The organism is Carboxylicivirga marina (genome assembly GCF_016612505.1).
Taxonomy (GTDB): domain Bacteria; phylum Bacteroidota; class Bacteroidia; order Bacteroidales; family Marinilabiliaceae; genus Carboxylicivirga; species Carboxylicivirga marina.
The window spans coordinates 1-24,338 of record NZ_JAENRR010000021.1 but is presented as its reverse complement, the minus strand read 5'-3'; the positions used below and the strand labels follow the sequence as shown (position 1 = coordinate 24,338).

Here is a 24,338-nt window from a genome sequence, read left to right as displayed (position 1 = left end):
TTATTTATTTCTTAACAGGTACACTTTTTAGTGTCTCAGCCAGGTATTCCCAGAATAAACCTACTGTTTCGATGTTTACTTTTTCATCAGGTGAGTGTGGGAAACGAATGGTTGGTCCAAAAGAAATCATATCCCAATGAGGATAAGCACTTCCTAATATACCACATTCCAGACCAGCATGAATCGCCTTAATTTCAGGTACTTTACCCCATTTTTTCTGATACACATCCTGCATGGTTTTCAAGATTGGAGAATCCATATTTGGTTTCCATCCCGGATACTGACCTCCGAATGATACTTCAGCACCAGCTAAGCGGAATACACTTTCCATTTTTGATGCTAATGCTTCAATAGCAGTGTTTACCGAACTACGCATTAGCGCCTGAACAATAACTTCTCCGTTACCTGATTTAACAATCGCAAGGTTAGTTGACGTTTCTGTCAACCCTTCCATATCGGTACTCATGCGCATAACACCATTAGGCGCTGCAATCACACCATTGATCAAATCATCTTGCGTTACTTCATCAATTAAAGAAGAAGGCAAATCAGTTTTCTCGGCTGTGAATGATAAGAATGGCTCAACACTTCCTAATTCTGACTTATAGATTTCTTCGTACTCTTCAAGGCTTTCGATAAACTCATCAGCATTGGCAGCAGGTACAGTAACTACAGCAAAAGCTTCGCGAGGGATAGCATTACGTAAGCTACCACCATCGATAGATGCCAAACGTACCTCATCATTTGCCACGGCAAACTTTAAAAAGCGGAACATTAATTTATTGGCGTTTCCACGTCCTAAAATAATATCCATACCTGAGTGACCACCTTTTAAGCCAGTCATTGATAATTTAAAAGCTACTGAATCAGCTGGCACTTCAGCATCGGTATAAGTGAACTTCACGTTGGCATCGCAACCACCTGCACACCCAACATATAATTCACCTTCATCTTCTGAGTCCATGTTCAATAAAATATCCCCCTGAAGAATCCCCGGCTTTAAAGCGTTTGCACCTGTCATTCCTGCCTCTTCATCCATAGTGATCAAAGCCTCAACCGGACCGTGCTCCATATCATTGGCTTGAAGCACAGCCATAGCCGCAGCCACACCGATACCATTATCTGCACCAAGTGTTGTACCACTGGCTGTTACCCAACCATCTTCAATATATGTTTCAATCGGATCTGTCTCGAAATTGTGCTCTTTATCGCTATTCTTCTGTGGCACCATGTCGATATGGCTTTGCAGAATAACCCCCATGCGATCTTCATATCCAGGAGTGGCTGGCTTACGAATGATGATGTTGCCTACCTCATCGCGTATCGTTTCCAAACCCAGTGATTTACCAAACTCCTCCATAAAATCAATGGCTTTGCCTTCTTTCTTTGAAGGGCGAGGAATCTGTGTTAATTTATAAAAGTTTTCCCAAAGTCCCTGGGGAGATAACTTAGCTATTTCGTCATTCATAACTTTTTGTTTAAAAAGGGATTATTTAATTATTTATTTTCTATTGATACTTTGTAAAGCACCTGTTGCAGGATTAATACGAATACTGATGTTTTCCTCTTCCAGAACATTTGATGGCATCGAAACAACTTGGCCGTATTGCCCCAAATAAACTTCTTGTTCTTTTAAAAGTTTATTTTTATCGATGATTTTCACCGTTGCTTTACCAGGCTTACAGTAGTACAAACCGTTTCGTACTTCCTGATCTTTTTCAACAATTATAGCTTCATCCGGCAGCTGATTCATTTCTTCGGCTTCCAATTCAAAATAAACAGGCGCACCACTTACATCCATTTTATCAACTATACCAGAGACCGTTGAGAAGCGAAACAATACGTCATTATTCGTACTCATTTTATCAGGAATAATATCAAATGTTTTCACAGTAGTGTAAGTCGTTTTCTTACCGATAAATAACTCCATATGGTCCTGCTCCAGCTTATTCAGTTCGCGCACCATTACTTCGTACGACTCGCCATCAGGTGGTAGTTGTTCATAATCACTGGCCAGAATTTTAAAACGGCGTTTCCTTATTTTATAAATATAATTAGCTGTTTCTTCAGCCATAGCAGCAGTCGACGTTTTAGCTAATTGCTTTTCAATCATGGCCACATTATTAAAATTCACATCCTGAATTGTTGGCACTTCATCAGCTGCAAATTCCTTTAGGTGGTCATCGACTATCACATTTTCGCTATTGACACCTGCTAACACTCCAGAAGCAGTTAAATTAACAAAAGGAGCAGAACTGGCTCCACTGTATGAAATCGCGTATTGCTTATTGGCATCTGGCTTCCCAAATGTTTCAACAGTAACCGTTTTAATTCGCCACTCTTCGTTATCCTTAGTAATGACATCGCTAACATTCAACATTTTTTGTGAGTAACGATAAAAAGGCCCAACCCTACTGATGGTCTTTTCTACCTCTACATTCACTCGAATAACAGTTGTTGGCAAATGATAAAGCAAGGCGTTAGAGGTAGCGTTACTCATTTGAGCTACATCCTGCACATTTACTTTACTTGGAACGATTGGTTGTTGAACTGCACATGAAGATATGATTGCCACAGCACTTATTGAAAGAAAGAATTTCTTCATCACCTTAATTATTAATGATTAACAAAGCCTCGAACCAAGCAATTATCAAGCCAGTTCTTTTGATGCATTTATTTCAATAAAACGTCGTTTTTATCAATAAATTACGACGGACATCAAAGGTAAACGAAAAAAATTAAAAGCCAAGATGATAATTATCGTGTTAATTGCTGAAATGCAGCACCTATTTGAGAAATAATATCACTGGCAATGATTGATGCTTCTGCCGACTCATTCAACAATAAATCAGCAGATAAACCATGCAGATAAACACCTAATCGAGCTGCATCAAGCGGATGATACCCTTGCGCCAACAATGATAGTAACATGCCGGTTAGTACATCGCCACTGCCAGCCGTTGCCATACCATAGTTACCTGTTGAATTAAAATAACAATGACCATCGGATGATATCACAGAAGTATAAGCTCCTTTTAATACAAGAATTACTTCCATGTCCTTAGCAAATTTAAGGGCCTTTTGTAAGCGCTCGAACGATGAGTAGCTTTCTCCAACTAAGCGGTCAAACTCACCCGGATGAGGCGTTAAGATGGCATTGTTTGGCACCAGTTCCCAAAGTTCTTCATCAATCGCCAGAATATTCAGCGCATCGGCATCCAACACAATTGGTTTGCCATTCAAAGATTCCAACAATTCGCGCAAAGCGGATTGTGTATTTGGCTTAATGCCAATACCAGGACCAATGCCAATAGCCGAATAGTTATCCAGGTCAGGGAACTCTGAAATTAAGATATCAGAGCGATCAATATTTGCCATCGCCTCTGGCACTGCCGTTTGAATAATTAGATAACCTAAGCGAGGAATGTGCGTGGTTAATAAACCAACACCTGTTTTAAGGCAAGCTCTGGAAGCTAATATAGCCGCACCCATTTTACCATAATTACCGGCCAACAATAAGGCATGACCAAAATGCCCTTTATGTGCAAAACGACTTTGATTTTTAAGCAGTCGTTTTATATGCCCTTCTTCGGTATAGCAATAATCCGAATGGGTTTCTTTAATCTTTGTAGAATGTAAACCAATAGGTTCACTATACCAATCTCCCACATATATTTCATTTTCGGGTAAGAGAAAAGCTAGTTTAGGAAACTGAAAACTAATGGTTTGATCGACCATCATTATTGCGTCATGGTCGTTCGCAGAATTATCTTCCCCAAATAAACCGGATGGCATGTCAATACTCACAACCTTTGCATCTAAAGCATTAATGTATTGTACTAATTCCTTCACAAAACCTTTTAACGGACGGTTTAAACCAGAACCAAATAAACCGTCTATAATGATATCTTGACTTTCAATTAAACTAAATTGCTCTGATAACTTTAAAAAATTCACTCCGTCTTTCAACTGATATAGACGTGATAGATTTATCTTTGCATCTTCACTTAAATTATGCTCTTCGGCTATTAAATATACCTGTACCTCACGACCATCTTGAATCAACATTCGGGCTATAGCTAAAGCATCGCCTCCATTATTACCAGGCCCTACCAACACACTCACATCGCCATGCGGGTACAAGTTGGTAAATCGCTTGTAAAAAGCAAGAGAAGCGCGCTCCATTAAATCGATTGAAGTAATCGGCTCATTTTCAATTGTGTAATTATCGATTTCAGCTATTTGAGATATAGGTAATATTTTCATAGTTGTAATTTTAAACGTCACCTATCAAATTTACAAAGTTTTTAAAAGGATAACACGTTTTAAAAACTTTAAGTCCAAACCCAATCGTATCAGTTTAAATAATAATTACGTAATAATTAAGACCATAGCATTCTAACCCTCATATGCTTACGGTTTACCTGTTGCAAAGCATGACGGTTACGATTTGTAAGTGGCTCAAAAAAATATATATTTGCCACACTTTGAATTAACAACTAATTATAAATTAAATAGATATGTTTAAAGGACATCCTAAAGGACTAATCCCTGCTGCCTTAGCAAACATGGGAGAACGCTTTGGTTTTTATACCATGATGGCGATTTTGGTGCTTTTTATTCAAGCTAAGTTTGGTTTGAACGAACAAGTTTCAGGTACTATTTATGCCACTTTCTACTCTTCAATTTACTTCCTAGCAATTGTAGGTGGTATAATTGCTGATAAAACCAAAAATTACAAGCGAACAATTCTTGCTGGTTTATTAATGATGGCTATTGGTTATTTTCTTATGGCAATTCCATCGAATACACCAGTTGCCAGCGTTCCGTTTTCACTTACATTAACATGTTTAGCATTATTTGTTATCGCTTTCGGTAACGGTTTATTTAAGGGGAACCTTCAGGCTCTTGTAGGGCAGATGTATGATAATGAAGAGTATGGAAAAATGAGAGACTCTGGTTTTTCTATTTTCTACGCATTTATTAACATCGGTGCTATCTTTGCTCCTATGATCGCACCTGCCGTAAGAAGCTGGTGGCTTGGTCGTTCAGGATTTACTTATAACGCAACTCTTCCTGAATTATGTCACCAACATCTAAACGGAACAATCAGTGAATCAGCAGCTCAACGATTTCATGAAGTTGCCAACTCAGTAAGCTCTGCCCCTGTTACAGATTACACGGCATTTAGTAACCAATACCTTAACGTATTTAACGAAGGTTTCCACTATGCATTTGGTGTCGCAATTTTTGCAATGCTTATTTCACTAGTAATATATCTTAAGAATAAAAACAACTTCCCGAATCCGGCACTTAGTGCAAAATCCACGGATGGAAGTTCTGATTCTAAGATAACAGAAATGGATGCTAAGGAAGTTAAGCAGCGTATTTACGCCCTTCTTGCAGTATTTGGTGTAGTTATCTTTTTCTGGTTTTCATTCCACCAAAACGGCTTGACATTAACCTATTTTGGACGTGACTACACACTTCTTAATTTATGGGGATTTGAGTTAGCTGTAGAATATTTCCAGGCGATGAACCCATTCTTTGTGGTATTCTTAACACCTGTTGTTGTTGGTATCTTTGCATGGCTTAGAAAAAAAGGTGTAGAACCATCAACACCTAAAAAGATTGCTATCGGTATGTTTATTACTGCTCTGGCATTTGTTTTAATGGCACTTGGCTCACTAGACTTACCACTTCTAAAAGAAGTTAAAGAAATGGGTGGACTTTCAGAATCAATGAAAGTAACTCCATGGTTATTAGTTATAACATATTTGATACTTACTATTGCCGAGTTATTTATTAGTCCACTTGGTATTTCATTTGTATCAAAAGTAGCACCTCCTCAATACCAGGGTTTGATGCAAGGGTTGTGGCTTGGAGCAACAGGTCTTGGAAACCAATTATTATTAATTGGCGGTCTTTTATATGCCGGTGTTCCTTTATGGATAACTTGGACTGTTTTTGTGGTTGTCTGCTTACTTTCAATGTTCACCATGCTATTTATGTTGAAGTGGTTAGAAAGAGTTTCGAAGTAATTTGAACTTATCACATTAAAAAAAAAGAGGCCAAATGGCCTCTTTTTTTTTAATGACTCAATCGTTGAGTATTAACATTGTATGATCGGGATGAAAAATCATTTTTTGGGTTATACACGGATGACACATGCACTCAAAGAACGATTCGTTATTCCTACCAACAGGTAGTACTTACTAATTCTCAACGGCACCTTTTAGCCCATTTGCCAATCCATGAAAAACCCAATACGTAATGCTCCTATCTTCAAAATCAGGAGTCTTGCCAACTAGACAATCACAATATCCATCACGAGCATCTTCCCAAAAACCACCTCCATTCATTTTTTTTAACTGAACATTGTCAAGTTCCTTCAATCCTATTTCTTTTAAATTTTTCATCTTATTAATTATTAAAACGTTAATATAATTGTAAGCTTACATTGCAATATTAAAAAGCCCCAGTCTCATTTTTTGAGACTGGGGCAATTATCTACATTAATTAATATTAATTTCTATCCCTCATCGTGAAGTATCAGCATCGGATGCTCAGGATGCAATATCATCTTTTTTGTAACACTAGGGTGGAATAAGCGCTCAAAGAACGACTCATGATGACGAACCAGAGTCACAATATCAGCATCGTTATCATCCATAAATTTAAGAATGCCATTGCATACATCTTCACCCTCAATAAAGTTGAATGATAGATTTAAGCCTTCAAAATGGGATGCTATTTTATCCTCTGCTTCCAAACGGTTGACATAGTCATCTTCCATAACATTGACAAACATTAAATCGGCATGAAAATGATGCGACAAGTCGCGTAATGGCTCAACCACTTCATCAACCTTAACATCTTTTAAATCGGTGGCAAACACAATTTTATCAGGTTTTTTAAACTTGGCATGCTTTGGAACTACTAAAATAGCTGCATTAATATTCTTCACTATTTCGTAGGCGTTACTGCCCAATAGAAAATTCTCAAGTGCTGTTTCACCACGACAGCCCAAAACAATTAATTCTGGTTTAAAATCTACAATCTCATTTTGAACGACATCCAGTAAACTACCAAAACGAGAAGCTAACTCAACGCGTGCATTAGGAAAACGCCTATGCAGGAGGGACAATTCATTCTTCAGGCCTTTAAGGCTCTCTTCGGCCAATTCCTCTTTCACTTGCATAATATAGGGGCTGCCACTAAACTCCAGATCGTAAGCATTAACCAGGTCGAAATACACCTTTTCGTTTTCAAACATCTTGAGTGCGTACATAGCGGCATTCCTGGCAGTGTCAGAGAAATCGGTTAACAATAGTATCCGTTTCATAGTACATGATTTAGGAAATTGCTTTAGCTACATTTGGCACCGGCTACAATTACCGTAGGAATACTCATTACCGAACATTTTCGGAAAAGAAATTTGTGCTGGCTAATTAGTAAGTTGAATTCACATCAGTCCAACCCAAATAGAAACCACATCTATAATAGTATACGGAAATTAAGAAAAGAATGTTATGATTTTAATCCACACAATGCCGTCGTTAGTCAACAAATACTATTGATTAGTCAATAAAAAGAAACCTTATTGTTGACTGAAGGTAATTATCTAGTCAGGATTCCATCAGATGTATGCGTCTTAGCACGAACTGCCCTTCCAGATTTTGGTCATCCACACTGTGTCCCTCGATACGATTCGGATCAGATAATTCAGCAATACGGTCATCTAAACAATACTCAATAGGGAATGGCGATTCTAGAATTTCATAGCTTTTCCCACGCATCATTAAGCGATCGTCAAACACATCTCCTTCCACATTAATGGCAATAAGAAATGAGCCTTCATCATCAATATACTCGCGATAAACCAGCGTGCCGCTTAGTTTGTCACCAACCTGCTTTAAAATGGCGTGCCCCATGTCAAAGCCTGCTTCAAACTGTTCAAAAAATTGCCACTGCCCTGTTAAATCCATATCATTCGTTCATAAGTCAGAAGGTGTAGTTTGTAGTGATTTACATTTCACCATACCGACCCCTCAATAAAAAAAGAGCTGGCAAAGATAGCCAACTCTTTCGATATTTAATAAATATGATTCTATTCCTTATGCGGCAGGGATTCCGCCCATACCAAATACCATTGCTAAAAGTGCAACAGTTTCAATAACACCCATTGCAGCAATGTACATACCAGCACCTTGCTTATCATCAACGGCTAAGTTAGAACAAGCAGCAGCACCTGCACGCCCTTGCATAATCGCTGAAGCAGCAATAGCGATACCTACGAACAAAGCGAAAATCATCTGATTCATATAGCTATCAGGATTAAGGTCTGCTCCAATTAATGAATTCATGAAAATCATACCATAAATCACCTGACTTAAAGGCATACCTACCATTGCAAGTGCTAATGCTGGTAATTTCTTTTTATCCTTAATAGATTGTTTCCAAAGGCCCATTGCACCCATAGCTGCAATTCCTGTACCTACTGCTGAACCTACTCCTGCAATTCCTAAAGCGATAGCGTGACCACCAAATCCGTTTACTACTGTTAATAAAGTCATTGTATTATAATTTTATTAGATTTTACTTATTTTTTAATTTAAATGGGTTGTAATCACTCCCCGAAAATTCAACACTGGCATGGCCAGCATATTCAAGCATATTTAATCGAACCCCGTGCACCAACACAGCCATTGCAGCCAGTGTCATGTTTAAGGCATGACCCAGAACAAGTACCAATACGGCACCTACTCCTGAAGCAACTGTTGTAATTCCTTCGCCAATGGCCATGTCGTTAAAACTACTTGCCATTAACACTGTTGACAAACCAACTGCATATAAGCGAATGTATGATATAACATCGGAGAAACCATTAATAACATTCAAAGGCAGATTCCCTAAAGATGATAGCATTCCTTTAAACAAAGGCTGTCCCGGACTTGAAAAGAATGTAACCAAGACCGCTCCACCAATAAATAACCATTGCATATACGAAGGTCCATCAATACCTAATACCATGTCATTGACCAAGAAGTAAAGTCCCCATACAATGGATACCCATCCTAATTGAGCGATTGGTATAACAGTATTAATGTATTTCAACCCTTTTTGAAGGTGACCAATGGTTAAATGCACTGCTCCGATTATAAACATAAACTGTTGAATTCGGAGATTATCGCCACCAAAACTGGCGAGTTGCTGTACCTGCAATTGTTTTAAGAATGGAATATTTGCAATGGTTTCGGCGCCAAAATAAGTACCGGTTAACACACCCCAAATCATCACTGAAACCGAAAGTGTATAAAACAATCCGAATTCAATCTTCTTAACAAATCCAGTTTTCCAGTGAGCTAAAAGTGTAAGTACCAAAAAGATGAGTCCATAACCCGCATCCCCTACCAAAATACCGGTAAAGAATGTAAAGAAAATCAGGAATATTTTCGACACATCGATTTCATCATAACCTGGCACTAAACCCATAAAGCCCATAACCGGCTTAATCTTATGTGTCCAACCTGGATTCTTTAGTAGCGTTGGTACTAAATCATATTCATCTGGTCTTGGTTCACGAACAACATAACCCCAGGCATTCTCATCAGCAGCTTCGGTAATATTGCTCACCTTATCTTCTGGCACGTAGCCTTCCCAGCAGCGTACCTTGTCATGAAAGGCGATACCGCCATATTGCACGGTACGAATTTCTAAACGACGGTTACGCTCATCTAATGCTTCAACTAATAAAGCTTTTTGCTCAGATAATTGACACAATCGTTGTTTCCCTTTAGCCAATGCTGCATTTTTATCACTTAGAGCCTCCTCAACCTCTTGTTGTGAGATAACAGGCAACTCTATCTGGTGATAGTTTAATGATACTTCCTTATCTTCTGAAATAAGAACGACCTGAACCGCTCCAGCTGATTGACCTACAACTTTTACAGTATGTTGCTCAGCGATACTTTTAACATCCTTGGCAGGAACTTCGTACAACTTAAGGTAAACACCTTTATCAGTAATTGACTTAATATCATTCAGAGAGATGCTTCCCCATGAATTATACCACTGTTGTGCTTTTGATAATTCTGATATCTGCTTATTCAGCTCAACATTAGCATTATGAGTATTTAAAACATCTTCCAATAAAGCAATCTCACCTCGCTTTTCTGTCGAATAATTAGTCACTTCTAATGCCACAGACGATTCAATTCCTTCGTACTCCTCTAGTATTGAGATGCCTTTTTCAAGTTCCTCAATACGTTTTAAAATACGTTCTATCGACTCATCTTTAGCTGGTTGAAAAGGCGAAATATGCATTAAGCCCAATTGCCCTAACACTGTTAAATCCTCATCCATATCATTGGTAGGATGTGCCATAAAGAGCAATAGCTTTTTCATTTTTGTAATCATACCATCACTCCTTCCTTTTGACTGGTTTTAACAACTTTAGCCGTTGCAATCGTCAAACGCTCATCATCCTGCAATTTCTGACCAATTTTTCTAATCGCTGTTTTCGCATTAGGAATACGACGATTCTCAAACAGTTTGATTCGAGCTCTTACATCCAGAAGTTCTTCTTCGAGTAATCGAATCTGTTCTTCCAGACAGTCAATTTCTGCCAATAGCTGTAGTTGCTCTTTCATCATCTCAATGGCATCATCAACCCATAAGGGTGTATCAACTTGAATAGGCTCAACATTGAAATCAACACCTTCGTACTGATTAACCCGAACCCCAGCCACATCGATATGCTTGGTGATAACTTTATTGACAGAAACAAACGATTTAATATCTACGTGTGAATCACTCATTACTGCTACCCAAGGCTCTGCCTTACGGTTGTTATGCTCTATTACCTGACGAATTTCCTCAATGCGCTCAGCAATTGTATTAATTGTTGACATTAAGGACTTCTCCATGGCTTCAAACAACGGCAGCATGCGCAAAGACACCTTCAGAATTTTTTTCTGACGGGCTCGCTCAGTTTTAGTGTATTTTATTTTTACTCCTGCCATTATTCCTCCTTCTTTTTAGGTGGATTTACCACTGACGCCAATACCTGCGAGCCTCGTTCTTTATCAAACGAGTTCAAACGGTCTAGAATCTGCAAACGCAGCTTATAAACCATCACTTCAGTTAAGGTAAACGTTTCGCCCGCCTGTATGGTGTCTAGTTCTTCCCATTGCCAGCGCATTATTAGCTTTTCACGCTCCAATGGATTGGCATTAACCACCGTTAACGGCAGTCGTACTAAACTGGGTGTGCGTTTTTGAGACTTGGCCTCTCTAAGCTCCGACATGTCTTGTTTCATATCACTTAGCATCACGGCAATACTCTTCAAACTCACTTTCCCTTTCGAATCGGTTGCTTTATAAATATCAACCGGTTCCAGTTTTTTAAAGTGCTTTGCCGATAATTGACTTTTGGCATCTTCAGTAAACTCCGCCATCGTAATGGGCGGTGCCTGGCCAAATTTCAATGATGGCAAACTACACATTAAATAAACCAAGTTTGACATCATTAGCCCTCCTGGTTTTGAGTTATGCGTTCAACTAAATCTTTATTTAATAAGGCAAACATGGCTTCTTGTATATCATTAGCACTCAATACAAACTGCACGCCACTATTTTCTTTTGACTGCACTACTATTTTAGCTTCACTATTGGCCAAAGGTTGTAATTCAACTACTTCTTTCAGACCGGCATTAGTAATATAAGCTTCCATAGCCTTTAATGTTTCGGCTGGTACAGAAACAGCTTTATTGCCTTCAACAGATGCTACAACCACTTTAGTTAACTCCTGTAAGTATTGCTCTTGAGTGAACAAGCTTTTACTCAAATCACCAAAGATTGACTCCATGTATTTTAAAACAGCCACTTTAGTAGCCTCAATCATATCACGCGAAGCCTGCTTTAAAGCCATTTGAGAATTATTCTCTGCTTGTTCGGCTTTTGCATTAGCTTCATCAATAATGGTTTGCTTTTGAGCTTCGGCTTCTGAAATAATTGTTTCAGCCTGCTTTTTAGCCTCTTCTATAATGCGTTGTTTCTCTGCTTCACCGGCATCAATGCCTTGTTCCTTAAGCTTCGAAACAATCGTTTCCAGGTTTTCTTTATTATCGTGCATTTCTTTCATTTTTTAATTCTTATCCCAATATTCTTCAATCAGCTTTTTACTGAGTCCAGTTTCCGTAGAGTCGAAATGGCGCTTAAGAATAGCCCAACACTTATTCAGAGCTGCTTCCAGTTCCATTGGTTCACCAAATGGTTCTTCCACATTTTCGATAAAGTCGGTACGATAACGTAACAATTTTTGAGAATAAGCATCATTAGCTGCACCTACCTCCGAAGCTTCATAAGCTTTCTCAGCATCTGCCAATAAGGAGGCCATGGCCGTCATGATTGCACGATGGTCACTTCGTGTTTTACCATTAACACCCTGTTTCAATCGTGATAAAGAACGGGCTAATTTCAGTTTTCCATTTTCAAGGAAGAACTGCCCTTCAGTAATGTAACCGGTGTTATCAGGCACTGGATCTTCGAGAGATTCAAGAGTTGTAGCACCAATAATCGTGATAGAACCTGCTCCTTCGATATCCGCTGCCACCTCGTATCGCTTAGCTAACTCAGAGTATAATGAACCTGGATAACCTTGAAGTGATGGAATCATATCCTGATAGTTGGCCACATTACGAAGAATATTGGACCAGTTGGTCATATCCGTTAACAGCACCAGTACATCTTTTCCCTGATCACCAAATTCGCGTGCCACACTTAAAGCTACATCAGGCAACATCAAACCTTTAATCTGTGAATCACCAGCCAAGTGCGTAAACATTATAGTCTTATCAATGTTACCCGACTGCGATAACTGCTCCTTAAAATACTGATACTCATCAAATTTTAATCCGATACCAGCAAAGATGATAACATCGGCCTGAGCTCCTTTAGCAATCTGTGACAACAAGCGATTATACGGCTCGGTTGGGCCTGCAAAAATTGGAATCTTTTGTGATTTAACCAATGTATTAAATACATCAATCATTGGAATACCAGTCCATAAAGCCTGCTTAGGCACATTACGAACAGTAGGATTTAAGGTATCTAATCGGGTTGACACCTGCTTTTCAAAGATAACTTCAGGGCCACCATCAGATACTTCACCAGCTCCATCGAAGCTACGACCAAGCATTTTACTAGAGAAACCAGCTGTTAGCGGAATCTCGTGCATACGAATTTTGGTTTTTGTACTTAAACCAGTCGTACCATTAAATACCTGAAAGCGCGTTGTATCTTCTGTAATATTAATCGCTTTTGCAAAAGAAAGGCTTTGATTACTGTCAGCTTCCAAAAGTTCAACCACGTGGTTTAGCGCCACGCCAGGATTTCCTTCTACCGAGATAAGTGCTTTACCAATCTCACTAATTTTGTTTATTTCTTTCCTTATCATACGGCGTATTCCTCCTGTAAAATAAATTCCTCCACTGCTTTTGGCAGATGTCTAATTTGCTCTTCGTTTATAGCTGAGTAGTTCCATTCTCTCCACCACTGACGCAGTTCATCAAACTTGTGTTTAATCTGCTCTTTTAGCTGCTCATCATCCATATCGCCAACTTCGAAATTAATTTCGCGTTCGATAAGGTTCTGAACGGCTTCATTAATGATTTCCAAACGTTCAGGACGTGTACAAGCATCGTTTTTCTCAAACGCATCTTGCTGCATCACGCAGAAATCGATGGTTAATCCTTTTTGATATTGTATGTAGTTTGATACTGGTACCTTCTTTAATCCAATAGTACTGATTGTTTGATCAATATCATTGGCATCATTTAACGTACCCAACATTTTATTACGATCTTTCCACGAAACAAATCCATCATAAACTGAAGTAGTGTATACCAATGGATCGATTGCCGGATACTTTTTAGCATCGGCACGGTCCTGCGATAATCCCCAGAAACCACCTGTAGCATCCATTGTAGCCTGCGTAACTGGCTCCTGAAAGTTACCACCTGCCGGCGATACGGTTCCAATAAATGTTAACGAACCACCTGTACCTAAATCTTCACCTGCACGCTGATACATTCCTTTAATCTGATCTGGAATATCCATTGGGAAAGCCTCAGGTCCTGGAATATCACCCTGACGTCCGCTACGCTCACGTAAAGCCTGTGCCCAACGCGAAGTGGAGTCTGCCAACAGCACAACTTTCTTACCTTGATAACGGTAATATTCGCCAACTGTTAATGCGATAAATACCGACGCTTCACGAGCTGCAACCGGCATCGAACTGGTATTTCCAAAAATACACATACGCTTCATCAATGATTCGCCTGTTGTAGGATCTTCTAACTCTGCAAATTCTTTAAATACCTCTACGGCCTCACCGGCACGCTCGCCACAGGCCGCCATAATAATAATATCAGCCACAGCATATTTACACAATGAGTGCTGTAATACAGTTTTTCCGGCACCAAAAGGCCCAGGATTTCCTACAGTCCCACCATATCCTACAGGAGCAAGTAAATCAATTACACGCACACCTGTTGAAATAGGTTTAGTTGGAATGGCACGCTCTCTAAAAGGAATAGGAGATTTCACAGGCTGACGAAATGCCAGCTGTAATTCATGCTTGTTATTAAGCTCATCAACAATAACAGCTACTTTCTGTGTGATATTAACAGATCTCTTCTCGATAATACTTTCAATCTTACACGCACCATATTTAAAAGGCACCAAAATTTTATGATCTACTTTACCTTCAGGTACTGTTCCAATAACATCACCACCGGATACGGAATCACCAACTTTTACTATAGGCGTAAAATCCCATAAAACAGTTTCATCCAAAGCAGGTGCATTCATGCCTGGTTTTAGATAAGCATCTTCTTCGCTTAACTTATACAAGGGGTTCTGTAATCCATCCCACACACTAGTTAGAAGTCCAGGCCCCAATAAGACCGACAAAGGTGTACCTTTAAAAACAACTTCGTCACCAATTTTGGCTCCGGTTAAATCTTCAAATACCTGCATTTCTACAATACCGGCATCGGCATTTTTAGGATCAGGCTGTATCTGCAGCACCTCCGCCTGAAGAAATTTCCCATCAACGGAAATTTCAGCAGTCTCCCCCATTATCACGTCATCAAAGAATCGGGCCTTCACCAACGAATCCTGGATGGAAATAAGGTTTCCTGTCCTCTTTTTATTGATATCGTTCATATTATATATTTTAAAAGCAGTTGATTTTATCTAAGCTACTTCCCATTACACTTTTACCAAAGAACACTACATTAACAATTAAATACGCATTATGCTTAAAACACTATACATATATCTTCCCTAAAGAGCTAAACTCCTGTACTACTGAGTACTAACCCTATTAAAAGATAAATTAACATTATTTTAGAAATCAAATATAGTTTTTTTTACTTCTCCTCCGACAATTATTTAGACAGATTAAAAAGAAGCGATTTGGAGATAGTAATTAGCTATAACGAATGTAGATAATTAATCTAAAAATTGGAAGTTATAATGAATGAACAGTTATAAATTTTGAATTAAATAACATCATTTAATTACGAATTACAAAAGCTGATTTTTAGCATATTAGGAGCTTTTTATCTTATTGTCTAATGCAAAAAAGCCGTCCCACCACAGGACGGCTTAGCAAAACATTAACCATAAAAACCAAATTCAAGCCAAATGCTAACAAATGGCCGAACTGTTCGCCTTCTTAACCACTTCGAAGGCGTTTGCTATTTGTTCTATCAGATCGTGTGGATCTTCAAGTCCTATACTTAATCGCACTAAAGATGGCGAAATACCTAATTTCAATCGATCTTCAGGTTTCACATCAACGTGTGTCATCGTAGCCGGATGCTCAGCCAAACTTTCGGTTGACCCAAGGCTTACTGCTAATTTAAATAATTTCAAATTATCAAGAAACATAAATGCTTCTTTTTCGCCTCCAGCAATATCAAAAGCAATCATAGAACCAGCTGATAAACACTGCTTATCAAATATCTGCTTCATCTCACTTCCTTCTTCCAACATACCTAAATAATGAATTTGATCCACCATAGGATGGTCTTTCAAATATTCAGCTATTACTTTTGCACTTTTAGCCTGAGCTTCCATGCGCACTTTAATTGTTTCAAGACTACGCTGCAATAACCAACTCGAATTAGGGTCAAGCTGACTACCAAAGAAGGTACGCATCACTTTAACCTGCATTACCAAATCAGCTGAACCAGTAACTGCACCTGCAATAACATCGCTGTGCCCACCAATAAATTTGGTAGCCGAATAAACAACTAAGTCAGCTCCAAATTCCATTGGATGCTGAAATACAGGCCCTAAAAATGTATTATCAACTGCTAAAACACACTTTTTATCGGCGGTACTGAAATATTTTGCAACACGCGAAACCATCTCGATATCAATTATTGAGTTGGTCGGATTACCAGGAGTTTCAACATAAACCATTGAAGGCTTGCGGCCCGGATAAGCCTTTTCTACACGTTCAATAATTACATCTTCATTCTCCCCTTTTACAAACCCTACTGCACCGATATTAAACTGTGGCAACACGTGATGAATAAAATGATCTGTTCCGCCATAAACCGGATGTGAAAATAATAAAACATCACCTGGCTTCACAAACGATAGAATGGTTGTTGAAATAGCCGCCATTCCACTGGAAAAAAATGCTCCGGCTTCTGCCTCATCCCACAAAGCCAAACGCTTTTCTAGAATATCCATATTTGGATGATTCAAACGAGAATAAATCATTCCCATTTCTTCGCCTTCATTTGCTTCACGCAAACCATAGGCTAACTCAAAATAAGCTTTTCCTTCTTCACAGTTATTGAAAGCAAAGGTAGAAGTCTGATAAATAGGACATTTAACAGCACCTTGGTGTTCATGCGCATCGTAAGCATGTGACATCATTAAGCTTTCTGGCTTCATCTTCTTATTCATCATCGAAATATTTTTCAACAAATTTAGATATATGTAGTTTATTTTACCACTCTTATTGATTATATTAGTATTTTATTCTTCTTAAATGAAATTACTGCAGAATATATAACTTATAAAATATACAAATATGCCTGTTTCAGAAAAATATTCTTCAAACACCCTCGATAGCACCGATAAACAATTGTTAAAACTCCTGCAGCAAAATGCTAAAATGACAACAAAGCAACTGGCCCATCACCTTAACTTATCGACTACACCAGTATTTGAGCGAATAAAACGCCTCGAGCGAACCGGCATAATAGAAAAGTATGTAGCTATCATTAATAAAGAGAAGGTGGGGAAAGAGCTGGTGGCTTTTTGTAATGTTTCGCTCAAACATCATTCGCATGATGTGATTAAAGAATTTGAATCGGAGATTGCCAAACTCCCAGAGGTGATTGAATGCCATCACATTGCAGGCATGTTTGACTACACATTGAAAGTCATTACGCAAAACATGGACACCTATCACAACTTTATATACAATAAACTTGCCTCAGTTGATCATGTGGGGAATGTACAAAGCTCGTTTGTAATGAAAGAGATTAAGTCTGGTACTGAATTGTACTTAGATTAACTCAAAGGTTTGAGTGGAAGGTAGAAATAGAAATTTGTACCAAGGCCTAATTCTGATTCAACTCCAATTTTACCATTCAGTAGCTCTACGATATTTTTTGTAATGGTGAGCCCTAATCCATTACCGGCATACAAATCGGCATTTTGATTTTCAATTTTCAAAAAACGATCAAAGATGCGCTTTTGATTCTCCAGGTTAATGCCTATCCCACTGTCTTCAACACTAAAGCGCGCAAAATTACCTTCTTTTGACAATGATACACGCACATAACCTTTGGGTGTAAATTTGAGTGCATTACTTATTAAGTTATTCAACACCTGCCTTAAGCGAAAAGCATCAGTATCTATATGTAAATGCTCTTCTGAACAGATTAACTCATACACAAAATCCTGTTTATTCTCCAAGGCAGTTGATGTTTTAAACGATTTAAAAACCTCGGTCAGCAGTTCTGATATATCCACATTACTTTGTGCGATCTTCATTTGCCCTGATTCAATCATTGAAATATCAATAATATCATTCAAAAGGTGAAGCAGGTTATCCCCGTTTGTACGAATCAAATGAGCAAAATCATTTTTCTCTTCATTACTAAAAGCACTATCGAGCAATAACTCTGAGAATCCCATGATAGCATTCATAGGAGTCCTGATCTCATGACTCATATTAGATAAAAATGCTGACTTTAACCTATCAGATTCCTCGGCTGCTTCTTTTGCTTGCTTTAATTCTTCTGTGCGTTTCCCAACCAGAACTTCCAGATTTTTGGCGAAACTTTCGATTTCTTCTTTCTGTCGTGCAATTTCATCACGCTGACGATGGGCTATATTACGTTGTAATTGAATTTCTTTCGTTCTTATCTCAACACGCTTTTCAAGAACCTCTTTATCTCTTCTGACTCTTAAATAGTACAAGCGACCTGCGAGGTATACCAACACTATGATGATTAAAATTGAGGTAATTATAACCCATGGCTCTTTCCAGAACGGTGGTTTTACAATAATATTAATGCTTTTTGCATTATCACATAAATACCCTGCGGCATTAGTCGACTTGACTTGAAGCTCATACTCTCCGTCATTTAAATCAATAAATGTGAGATTTCTTTTCTTATTCAGAGGAATCCAATCAGTAGAATTTGGTAACATCCGGTAATAATACTCTACTCCAGATGGTTCTTCATAATCTAAAGCCGCAAAGATAATAGTAAAAAATCGCTCATCAGAATCAAAATATAAGTTATTAGCATAGATAACCGAATTTTTCATTACTACATTTTCCAGGCTTACAGAATCTCTTACCGTTATTGGGTGACCGTAAAGTTCTAATGAGGTATAGTAGATAGGCGGATTATAGCTTGACTGTACAATACTGTCTGGATGAAAAATATTTACCCCATTGATGCCGCCATACAAGAAACGACCATCGGGTAAACATTCGCAAGCTGCATTAAACTCATTACTCTGCAAGCCATCAGTTACATCGTAACTAACAAATTTATCGTTTTCCAAATCAATTTTTGAGAGTCCCTTATTGGTACTGATCCATATTTTCTTTTTGTGTTCAAGCACACGGTATACAAATTGATTTTTCAAGCCCTCTTTTATGCCATAATGCCTCACAACATTTAAATCTTCATCCAATTGATAGATACCGACATCTGTTGCAAGCCATACATTGTTACTACTATCCTCGTATACAGAATGTACGCTCGCATTCGCCAACCCTGAACTTTCAAAATCCTCTCCAATCAGATACACAAATTCATCTGTGTCTGGCTTATAAATATTAATGCCATACTGAGATGTTACCCATAATCTATTTTTTCTATCCAGATGAATATCCCAAATCATTTCATTTGTAGTGGATTCATTTTTGTGGACAAACGCATATCTTTTAAAAGTCCCTTTCTCTCTATCAAATTTAGCTAATCCATAGGCAGTACCAATCCATAATGCTCCATTCATCCCTTCTTCAATGGCAAAGACTTCATTATCTGGCAATGATCTTACATCATCGGCATTGCTTTTGTAAATTATATTGTCCTTTGTTTTTACATTGTGTTTAATTAATCCTTTCGATGTCCCAATCCATAAAACATTAGCCTGATATAAAAGGGACCATACAGATATTTCTTCATTAGTATTAAATGGATGATATTGTAGAATTTCTTCATCAATTGAATGCCATAAGGATAATCCTTTCATCGTACCAATCCACACATTATTATCCTCATCAGACTCAATCGCATAAACAGAAGAGCCATTTAGCCCTCTCCCATCTTTGGTTTGATAGTAATGTACAAATTGATTATCGGAAATATCGATATGTATACAGCCACTACTTTTGGTACCTACCCATAAATGCCCACGGCTGTCTATATACAAATCGCGGAGATAGTTTTCCTTTAGAGAATGAATATCAAACGGATCATTTTTAAATTGCTCCACCTTTCCATCAGGGTGTAGATGCGTTAAACCTTCAAGCCCACTACTTATCCATATTCCGCCTTTAGCATCAAACTCAAAATCACTAATTGTGACATCATTAAGACATAACAATCTAAGCTCATTAGTGGAGGGATTGAAAGCGTAAAAACCACCATCGGTAGCTAAGTACAGCTCTTGATTATTGGAAGACCACTTGATGGTATTTATAATATTACAGTTATTCTGTAAAGTCGCCTCCATAGGAATCTTAAATTGCTTATACGATCTTTCCTTTGTATTAAGCAAGATAAGCCCTTCACCATAAGTTCCTACCCAAATATGTTCTTCATCTCCTACAACAACAGATGTGGCAGAAATGAAAGGAAATGCGTCTTTATGGCTCTTTCCTGACTCATAATTATTAAATATTTTAAGTGTAGGATTAAAAACACTCACCCCATGGCTGGTAGCTAAAATCACATTGCCTTCCTCATCCTGGCACATGTCATAAACAAAACTGGAGACAATGCTATTTGGAGCATCATTGTATTGATAATGTATAAAATATTCTGTTTTAGGATCAAATACACTTAACCCTCCTCCATTGGTACCAATGTATATCAAATCACTTTCTTGATCTTCAATCAAGCAGCTAATTGAGTTATTAACCAAACCGACATCATTCCCGTCATTAGTTGAGAATACTGTCACTTCAACACCATCAAAACGATTTAAACCATCTTCGGTGCCAAACCAGATAAATCCACGCTTATCTTCCAAAAAACAACCGACAGAGTTTTGCGACAAGCCATCATCAATTGTAAAAGAATAACTGGTATAACGCTTCACTTGTGCGCTCAAGGATACTACACCAATTAATAATGAGGCGATTAAAGCAATGCGATATATCAATGTTGACGATTTCAGTTATTAATACTTCTAAAAAGCTATAATAAAAGTAATGAATATTGGCAGTTAAGCAAATCGAATTCTCAAACAAACAAAACTTAAAGTCTATTGTTACTTCTCAAAAGCAATAATTTAAGAAATTAGCATGAATATTATAGAACAACTAAATTGGCGTTACGCCACAAAAGAATTCGATGCTTCGAAAAAGTTAACTGAAGAACAATTAGACCTATTACTCGAAGCAACTAACCTGGCTCCTTCATCATTTGGACTCCAACCATTTCAGATGTTAGTAATCGAAAATGATGATATCAAACAGCAATTAAAAGCAGCTGCCTGGAATCAACCGCAAACCACAGATGCATCGCACTTGATATTGTTTGTAATCAAAACAGATTTAACGGATAAAGATGTTGATGCATTTCTGAAAAATATTTCGGAAGTTAGAAATATTCCTCTGGACGCATTAGCGGAATATGAAAAAAAGATGAAAGGCTTTGTGAATCAAATGCCGAAAGAGGAGTTGCTTAACTGGCAAGCAAAACAAGCATACATAGCAATAGGACAATTAATGGTGGCTGCCGCAGTAGAAGGAATTGACACATGTCCGATGGAAGGCTTTGACAAGAATGAATTCGATAAGATTCTCCAATTGAAAGAAAAGAATCTGACATCTGTTGTGATGGCAGCCATCGGTTTTCGATCGGCTTCGGACAAATATCAACACTTACCTAAAGTGCGAAAATCACTGAATGAAATGGTCATTAAGCTCTAAATGAAAACGGCTTGCAATTATTGCAAGCCGTTTTTTTTTATATTTATTCACCTTCTGTACTCATCGATGGAGGATAACTATCTGGAGTAATCGCTCGCTTCTTATTTGGTTCAGAACTCATTTTAAAACTAAAAGTTCCACCTTTAAGAAGTTCATCATGGTCAACATAGGTCTTATCCCATACTTTACCATTTACTTTCAGCTCATCCACATAAACATTCTCCTTGCCATTATTTTCACTTGAAACAGTCAGCGTGTTTCCATTTGGTAAACTTACTGTCACCTTATCAAAAATCGGGCTGCCAAAAACATACATATCTTGCCCTGGGCAAACAGGATAGAATCCCATGGCACTAAAAACGTACCATACCGAAGTTTGCCCGTTATCTTCATCACCACAATAACCATCAGGATTTGGCGTATATAGTTTATCCATCACTTTACGCACCCAATACTGCGTCTTCCAAGGTTCACCGGCATAATTGTATAAATAAGTCATATGCTGTATTGGCTGATTACCATGGGCATATTGTCCCATATTCATAATTTGCATTTCACGTATTTCATGAATTGGGAAACCATAGTATGAATCGTCAAATACCGGAGGCAATTCGAAAACTTTATCTAACTGCGTAACAAAAGATTTGTTACCACCCATCAATTGCTTCAATCCTTCGATATCATGAAAAACTGACCACGTATAATGCCAGCTATTACCCTCTGTAAATGCCCCGCCCCATTTGAATTCACTAAAAGGCTCCTGGAAACTTCCGTCTTCATTCTTCCCGCGCATCAGATTATTATCAGGGCAAAATAGATTTCTATAATTTTGTGCACGCTTAGCAAACAAATCTATTTCTTCCTGCGGCTTACCTAATGCTTTTGCCAGCTTATAAATATTATAATCGGCGTAAGCATATTCCAAGGTACGTGCCGCATTTTCATGAATACCAACGTCATATGGCACATAGCCCAATTCGTTATAATAAGAAGCTCCATATCGACCTACAGAAGTTATATCTTCCAAATACCCATTAGTATTTTTAATAATAGCCTCATAAAGCGTTTCAATATCATAATCATGCATACCCTTTAAATAGGCATCAGCAATGTTAACAGCCGAATTGGAACCAATCATACAACCTCTATGACCAGGGCTTGCCCACTCTGGTAACCAACCACTTTCTTTGTAAGTATTTACAAGACCTTCCATCATCTGGTTATTCAATTCGGGATACATAACAGTGAAAAACGGAAATACGGCTCTAAATGTATCCCAAAAGCCGTTATCGGTAAACATATAACCAGGTAAAACTTCGCCATTATATGGGCTATAGTGCACTACTTCATTATTAACATCATATTCAAAGAACTTACGTGGAAATAGCAACACGCGATACAAGGTCGAGTAGAAAATAAGTTGCTGGTCAATTGTTCCGCCTTCCACTTTTATTTTACTTAACTCACTATGCCAGTCAGAATAAGCCTTTTCCTTAGTTACCTCAAAAGAGTCATTACCAATTTCTCGATCTAGATTCAATTGAGCCTGTTCATAACTAATAAACGAAGACGCTACACGTGCGTGCACTTTCTCACCTTTGTCCGTATTAAATTGCAGCACAGCTCCAACATGATAACCCTCTTCTTCTATTCCATCACTAAGAACATCTTTATTCCAGGTTTTAATTCCACTAATATCTTTGTCGAATTCAATGACGAAATAGTTATGAAAGTTTTCGGGAACACCGCCAGAATTATTTCGACAATATCCAATAACTTTTCTTTCCTCAGGAATAACTTTTACATATGAGCCTTGGTGAAAACCATCAACCAATACATAACTTGATTCGCTCTCTGGAAAAGTAAATCGAAAATGGGCCGCCCTTTCAGTAGGGCTTACCTCTACGTTTACATCATAATCGGCTAAATAAACCTGATAGTAATGTGGTGCAGCAGTTTCAGCCTTATGCGAAAACCAACTGGCTCGTTCTTCCTCCTTAAACTTAAGCTCGCCAGTAACTGCCATCAAGCTAAATGCAGCATAGTCATTTATCCAAGGGCTAGGTTGGTGAGTTTGTTTGATACCACGAATTTTATGAGCATCATATTGGTAGCCCCATCCATCTCCCATCTTATTCGTCTGAGGAGTCCAAAAATTCATACCCCAGGGAGTAGCAATAGCCGGATAAGTATTTCCATTTGATAAGGCAAACTCTGAATCTGTACCCATTAAAGTATTAACATACTCTACAGGCTCTTCTACAACTAAACAATTTGTTTTTGGTTCTGAACATGCAACGAATAGCAGTAAGCTAATAAACAAAAATGTTGTGTGTTTTAATAGTCTCTTCATACGAATCTTATTCACAATTTTATTGCAAAATACCGAGCTTTTTTTGTCACTAACAAGTATAACAACCACAATATTAAGCAAAAGAACAAATGTGACCGGAGTAAAAACATTTAACCACCGTGGCTTACTTTATGCTAAGACTAATACATCAACCATATTAGTCCTCCCTATACACTAAATCATATAAACGCAAAAAATCCGATACTCATAATGAATATCGGATTTCTCTAAAAAAAGGCGGCGACCTACTCTCCCACTTCTACGCAGT

General features: G+C 38.1%; 19 protein-coding genes. 3 read left to right on the top strand and 16 right to left on the bottom strand.

From position 1 onward, the window contains the following. Positions 1-4: 4 nt before the first annotated feature. The 3 genes from JIV24_RS10405 to JIV24_RS10395 all read right to left on the bottom strand — a co-directional run bounded on the left by JIV24_RS10405 (position 5) and on the right by JIV24_RS10395 (position 4,266). Positions 5-1,468: an aminoacyl-histidine dipeptidase gene (locus JIV24_RS10405; protein ID WP_200464972.1), complete on the bottom strand. Its 1,464-nt coding sequence runs from the start codon at positions 1,466-1,468 to the stop codon at positions 5-7. A gap of 33 nt (positions 1,469-1,501) precedes the next feature. Beyond that, positions 1,502-2,605, bottom strand: coding sequence for a DUF4831 family protein (locus JIV24_RS10400; RefSeq protein ID WP_200464971.1), 1,104 nt, complete (start codon positions 2,603-2,605; stop codon positions 1,502-1,504). Positions 2,606-2,757: 152 nt separating this feature from the next. Beyond that, the gene (locus JIV24_RS10395; RefSeq protein ID WP_200464970.1) at positions 2,758-4,266 is read right to left on the bottom strand and encodes an NAD(P)H-hydrate dehydratase; all 1,509 of its coding nucleotides are present in this window, start codon (positions 4,264-4,266) and stop codon (positions 2,758-2,760) included. 254 nt (positions 4,267-4,520) lie between these two features. Here JIV24_RS10395 and JIV24_RS10390 point away from each other — a divergent pair, with 254 nt between their 5' ends. Next, positions 4,521-6,041 (top strand): peptide MFS transporter, encoded by a 1,521-nt coding sequence (locus tag JIV24_RS10390; protein WP_200464969.1) that lies wholly within the window; start codon positions 4,521-4,523, stop codon positions 6,039-6,041. Between the two features lie 174 nt (positions 6,042-6,215). On the opposite strand, the gene JIV24_RS10385 is transcribed toward JIV24_RS10390, so the two are convergent. The 11 genes from JIV24_RS10385 to JIV24_RS10335 form a co-directional block, all read right to left on the bottom strand. After that, positions 6,216-6,419 (bottom strand): hypothetical protein, encoded by a 204-nt coding sequence (locus tag JIV24_RS10385; RefSeq protein ID WP_200464968.1) that lies wholly within the window; start codon positions 6,417-6,419, stop codon positions 6,216-6,218. 113 nt (positions 6,420-6,532) lie between these two features. Next, the gene (locus tag JIV24_RS10380; protein ID WP_200464967.1) at positions 6,533-7,345 is read right to left on the bottom strand and encodes a universal stress protein; all 813 of its coding nucleotides are present in this window, start codon (positions 7,343-7,345) and stop codon (positions 6,533-6,535) included. Between the two features lie 283 nt (positions 7,346-7,628). Further along, positions 7,629-7,988 carry a hypothetical protein gene (locus JIV24_RS10375; RefSeq protein WP_200464966.1) on the bottom strand — a complete coding sequence of 120 codons (360 nt, stop codon included), beginning with the start codon at positions 7,986-7,988 and terminating at the stop codon, positions 7,629-7,631. 129 nt (positions 7,989-8,117) lie between these two features. Beyond that, positions 8,118-8,576, bottom strand: coding sequence for a hypothetical protein (locus JIV24_RS10370; RefSeq protein WP_200464965.1), 459 nt, complete (start codon positions 8,574-8,576; stop codon positions 8,118-8,120). A gap of 22 nt (positions 8,577-8,598) precedes the next feature. Further along, positions 8,599-10,407, bottom strand: a complete 1,809-nt coding sequence (locus tag JIV24_RS10365) for a V-type ATP synthase subunit I (protein WP_234445785.1) — start codon at positions 10,405-10,407, stop codon at positions 8,599-8,601. Positions 10,408-10,415: 8 nt separating this feature from the next. Next, the gene (locus JIV24_RS10360; protein WP_200464963.1) at positions 10,416-11,024 is read right to left on the bottom strand and encodes a V-type ATP synthase subunit D; all 609 of its coding nucleotides are present in this window, start codon (positions 11,022-11,024) and stop codon (positions 10,416-10,418) included. After that, positions 11,024-11,530, bottom strand: a complete 507-nt coding sequence (locus tag JIV24_RS10355; protein ID WP_200464962.1) for a DUF2764 family protein — start codon at positions 11,528-11,530, stop codon at positions 11,024-11,026. Before JIV24_RS10355 ends, JIV24_RS10360 begins: the two co-directional genes overlap by 1 nt. Continuing rightward, complete coding sequence (locus JIV24_RS10350; RefSeq protein WP_200464961.1) at positions 11,530-12,135, bottom strand: hypothetical protein; 606 nt, start codon at positions 12,133-12,135, stop codon at positions 11,530-11,532. Before JIV24_RS10350 ends, JIV24_RS10355 begins: the two co-directional genes overlap by 1 nt. Positions 12,136-12,147: 12 nt before the next feature. Beyond that, positions 12,148-13,458 carry a V-type ATP synthase subunit B gene (locus JIV24_RS10345; protein WP_200464960.1) on the bottom strand — a complete coding sequence of 437 codons (1,311 nt, stop codon included), beginning with the start codon at positions 13,456-13,458 and terminating at the stop codon, positions 12,148-12,150. Continuing rightward, complete coding sequence (locus JIV24_RS10340; RefSeq protein ID WP_200464959.1) at positions 13,455-15,230, bottom strand: V-type ATP synthase subunit A; 1,776 nt, start codon at positions 15,228-15,230, stop codon at positions 13,455-13,457. The genes JIV24_RS10345 and JIV24_RS10340 overlap by 4 nt, the downstream gene beginning before the upstream one ends. 486 nt (positions 15,231-15,716) lie before the next feature. Continuing rightward, on the bottom strand, positions 15,717-16,994 hold the full coding sequence (locus JIV24_RS10335; RefSeq protein ID WP_200464958.1) for a cystathionine gamma-synthase family protein: 1,278 nt from the start codon (positions 16,992-16,994) through the stop codon (positions 15,717-15,719). Positions 16,995-17,118: 124 nt separating this feature from the next. On the opposite strand from JIV24_RS10335, the gene JIV24_RS10330 reads away from it, so the two are divergent. Then, positions 17,119-17,607 carry an Lrp/AsnC family transcriptional regulator gene (locus tag JIV24_RS10330; protein ID WP_200464957.1) on the top strand — a complete coding sequence of 163 codons (489 nt, stop codon included), beginning with the start codon at positions 17,119-17,121 and terminating at the stop codon, positions 17,605-17,607. On the opposite strand, the gene JIV24_RS10325 is transcribed toward JIV24_RS10330, so the two are convergent. Further along, positions 17,604-20,945 (bottom strand): ligand-binding sensor domain-containing protein, encoded by a 3,342-nt coding sequence (locus JIV24_RS10325; protein ID WP_200464956.1) that lies wholly within the window; start codon positions 20,943-20,945, stop codon positions 17,604-17,606. The two genes, JIV24_RS10330 and JIV24_RS10325, sit on opposite strands and share 4 nt — an antisense overlap. Before the next feature lie 142 nt (positions 20,946-21,087). Between JIV24_RS10325 and JIV24_RS10320 the strand changes: the two genes are divergently transcribed. Then, the gene (locus tag JIV24_RS10320; RefSeq protein WP_200464955.1) at positions 21,088-21,717 is read left to right on the top strand and encodes an NAD(P)H-dependent oxidoreductase; all 630 of its coding nucleotides are present in this window, start codon (positions 21,088-21,090) and stop codon (positions 21,715-21,717) included. Between the two features lie 43 nt (positions 21,718-21,760). Here JIV24_RS10320 and JIV24_RS10315 read toward each other — a convergent pair whose 3' ends face one another. Further along, positions 21,761-24,070 carry a GH92 family glycosyl hydrolase gene (locus JIV24_RS10315; RefSeq protein WP_200464954.1) on the bottom strand — a complete coding sequence of 770 codons (2,310 nt, stop codon included), beginning with the start codon at positions 24,068-24,070 and terminating at the stop codon, positions 21,761-21,763. Between the last annotated feature and the right edge of the window lie 268 nt (positions 24,071-24,338).

Bases quoted from the DNA above. Each gene is read 5' to 3' on its own strand.
- JIV24_RS10405 (WP_200464972.1), bottom strand. From the start codon at position 1,468: ATGAATGACGAAATAGCTAAGTTATCTCCCCAGGGACTTTGGGAAAAC.
- JIV24_RS10400 (WP_200464971.1), bottom strand. From the start codon at position 2,605: ATGAAGAAATTCTTTCTTTCAATAAGTGCTGTGGCAATCATATCTTCA.
- JIV24_RS10395 (WP_200464970.1), bottom strand. From the start codon at position 4,266: ATGAAAATATTACCTATATCTCAAATAGCTGAAATCGATAATTACACA.
- JIV24_RS10390 (WP_200464969.1), top strand. From the start codon at position 4,521: ATGTTTAAAGGACATCCTAAAGGACTAATCCCTGCTGCCTTAGCAAAC.
- JIV24_RS10385 (WP_200464968.1), bottom strand. From the start codon at position 6,419: ATGAAAAATTTAAAAGAAATAGGATTGAAGGAACTTGACAATGTTCAG.
- JIV24_RS10380 (WP_200464967.1), bottom strand. From the start codon at position 7,345: ATGAAACGGATACTATTGTTAACCGATTTCTCTGACACTGCCAGGAAT.
- JIV24_RS10375 (WP_200464966.1), bottom strand. From the start codon at position 7,988: ATGGATTTAACAGGGCAGTGGCAATTTTTTGAACAGTTTGAAGCAGGC.
- JIV24_RS10370 (WP_200464965.1), bottom strand. From the start codon at position 8,576: ATGACTTTATTAACAGTAGTAAACGGATTTGGTGGTCACGCTATCGCT.
- JIV24_RS10365 (WP_234445785.1), bottom strand. From the start codon at position 10,407: ATGAAAAAGCTATTGCTCTTTATGGCACATCCTACCAATGATATGGAT.
- JIV24_RS10360 (WP_200464963.1), bottom strand. From the start codon at position 11,024: ATGGCAGGAGTAAAAATAAAATACACTAAAACTGAGCGAGCCCGTCAG.
- JIV24_RS10355 (WP_200464962.1), bottom strand. From the start codon at position 11,530: ATGATGTCAAACTTGGTTTATTTAATGTGTAGTTTGCCATCATTGAAA.
- JIV24_RS10350 (WP_200464961.1), bottom strand. From the start codon at position 12,135: ATGCACGATAATAAAGAAAACCTGGAAACGATTGTTTCGAAGCTTAAG.
- JIV24_RS10345 (WP_200464960.1), bottom strand. From the start codon at position 13,458: ATGATAAGGAAAGAAATAAACAAAATTAGTGAGATTGGTAAAGCACTT.
- JIV24_RS10340 (WP_200464959.1), bottom strand. From the start codon at position 15,230: ATGAACGATATCAATAAAAAGAGGACAGGAAACCTTATTTCCATCCAG.
- JIV24_RS10335 (WP_200464958.1), bottom strand. From the start codon at position 16,994: ATGATGAATAAGAAGATGAAGCCAGAAAGCTTAATGATGTCACATGCT.
- JIV24_RS10330 (WP_200464957.1), top strand. From the start codon at position 17,119: ATGCCTGTTTCAGAAAAATATTCTTCAAACACCCTCGATAGCACCGAT.
- JIV24_RS10320 (WP_200464955.1), top strand. From the start codon at position 21,088: ATGAATATTATAGAACAACTAAATTGGCGTTACGCCACAAAAGAATTC.
- JIV24_RS10315 (WP_200464954.1), bottom strand. From the start codon at position 24,070: ATGAAGAGACTATTAAAACACACAACATTTTTGTTTATTAGCTTACTG.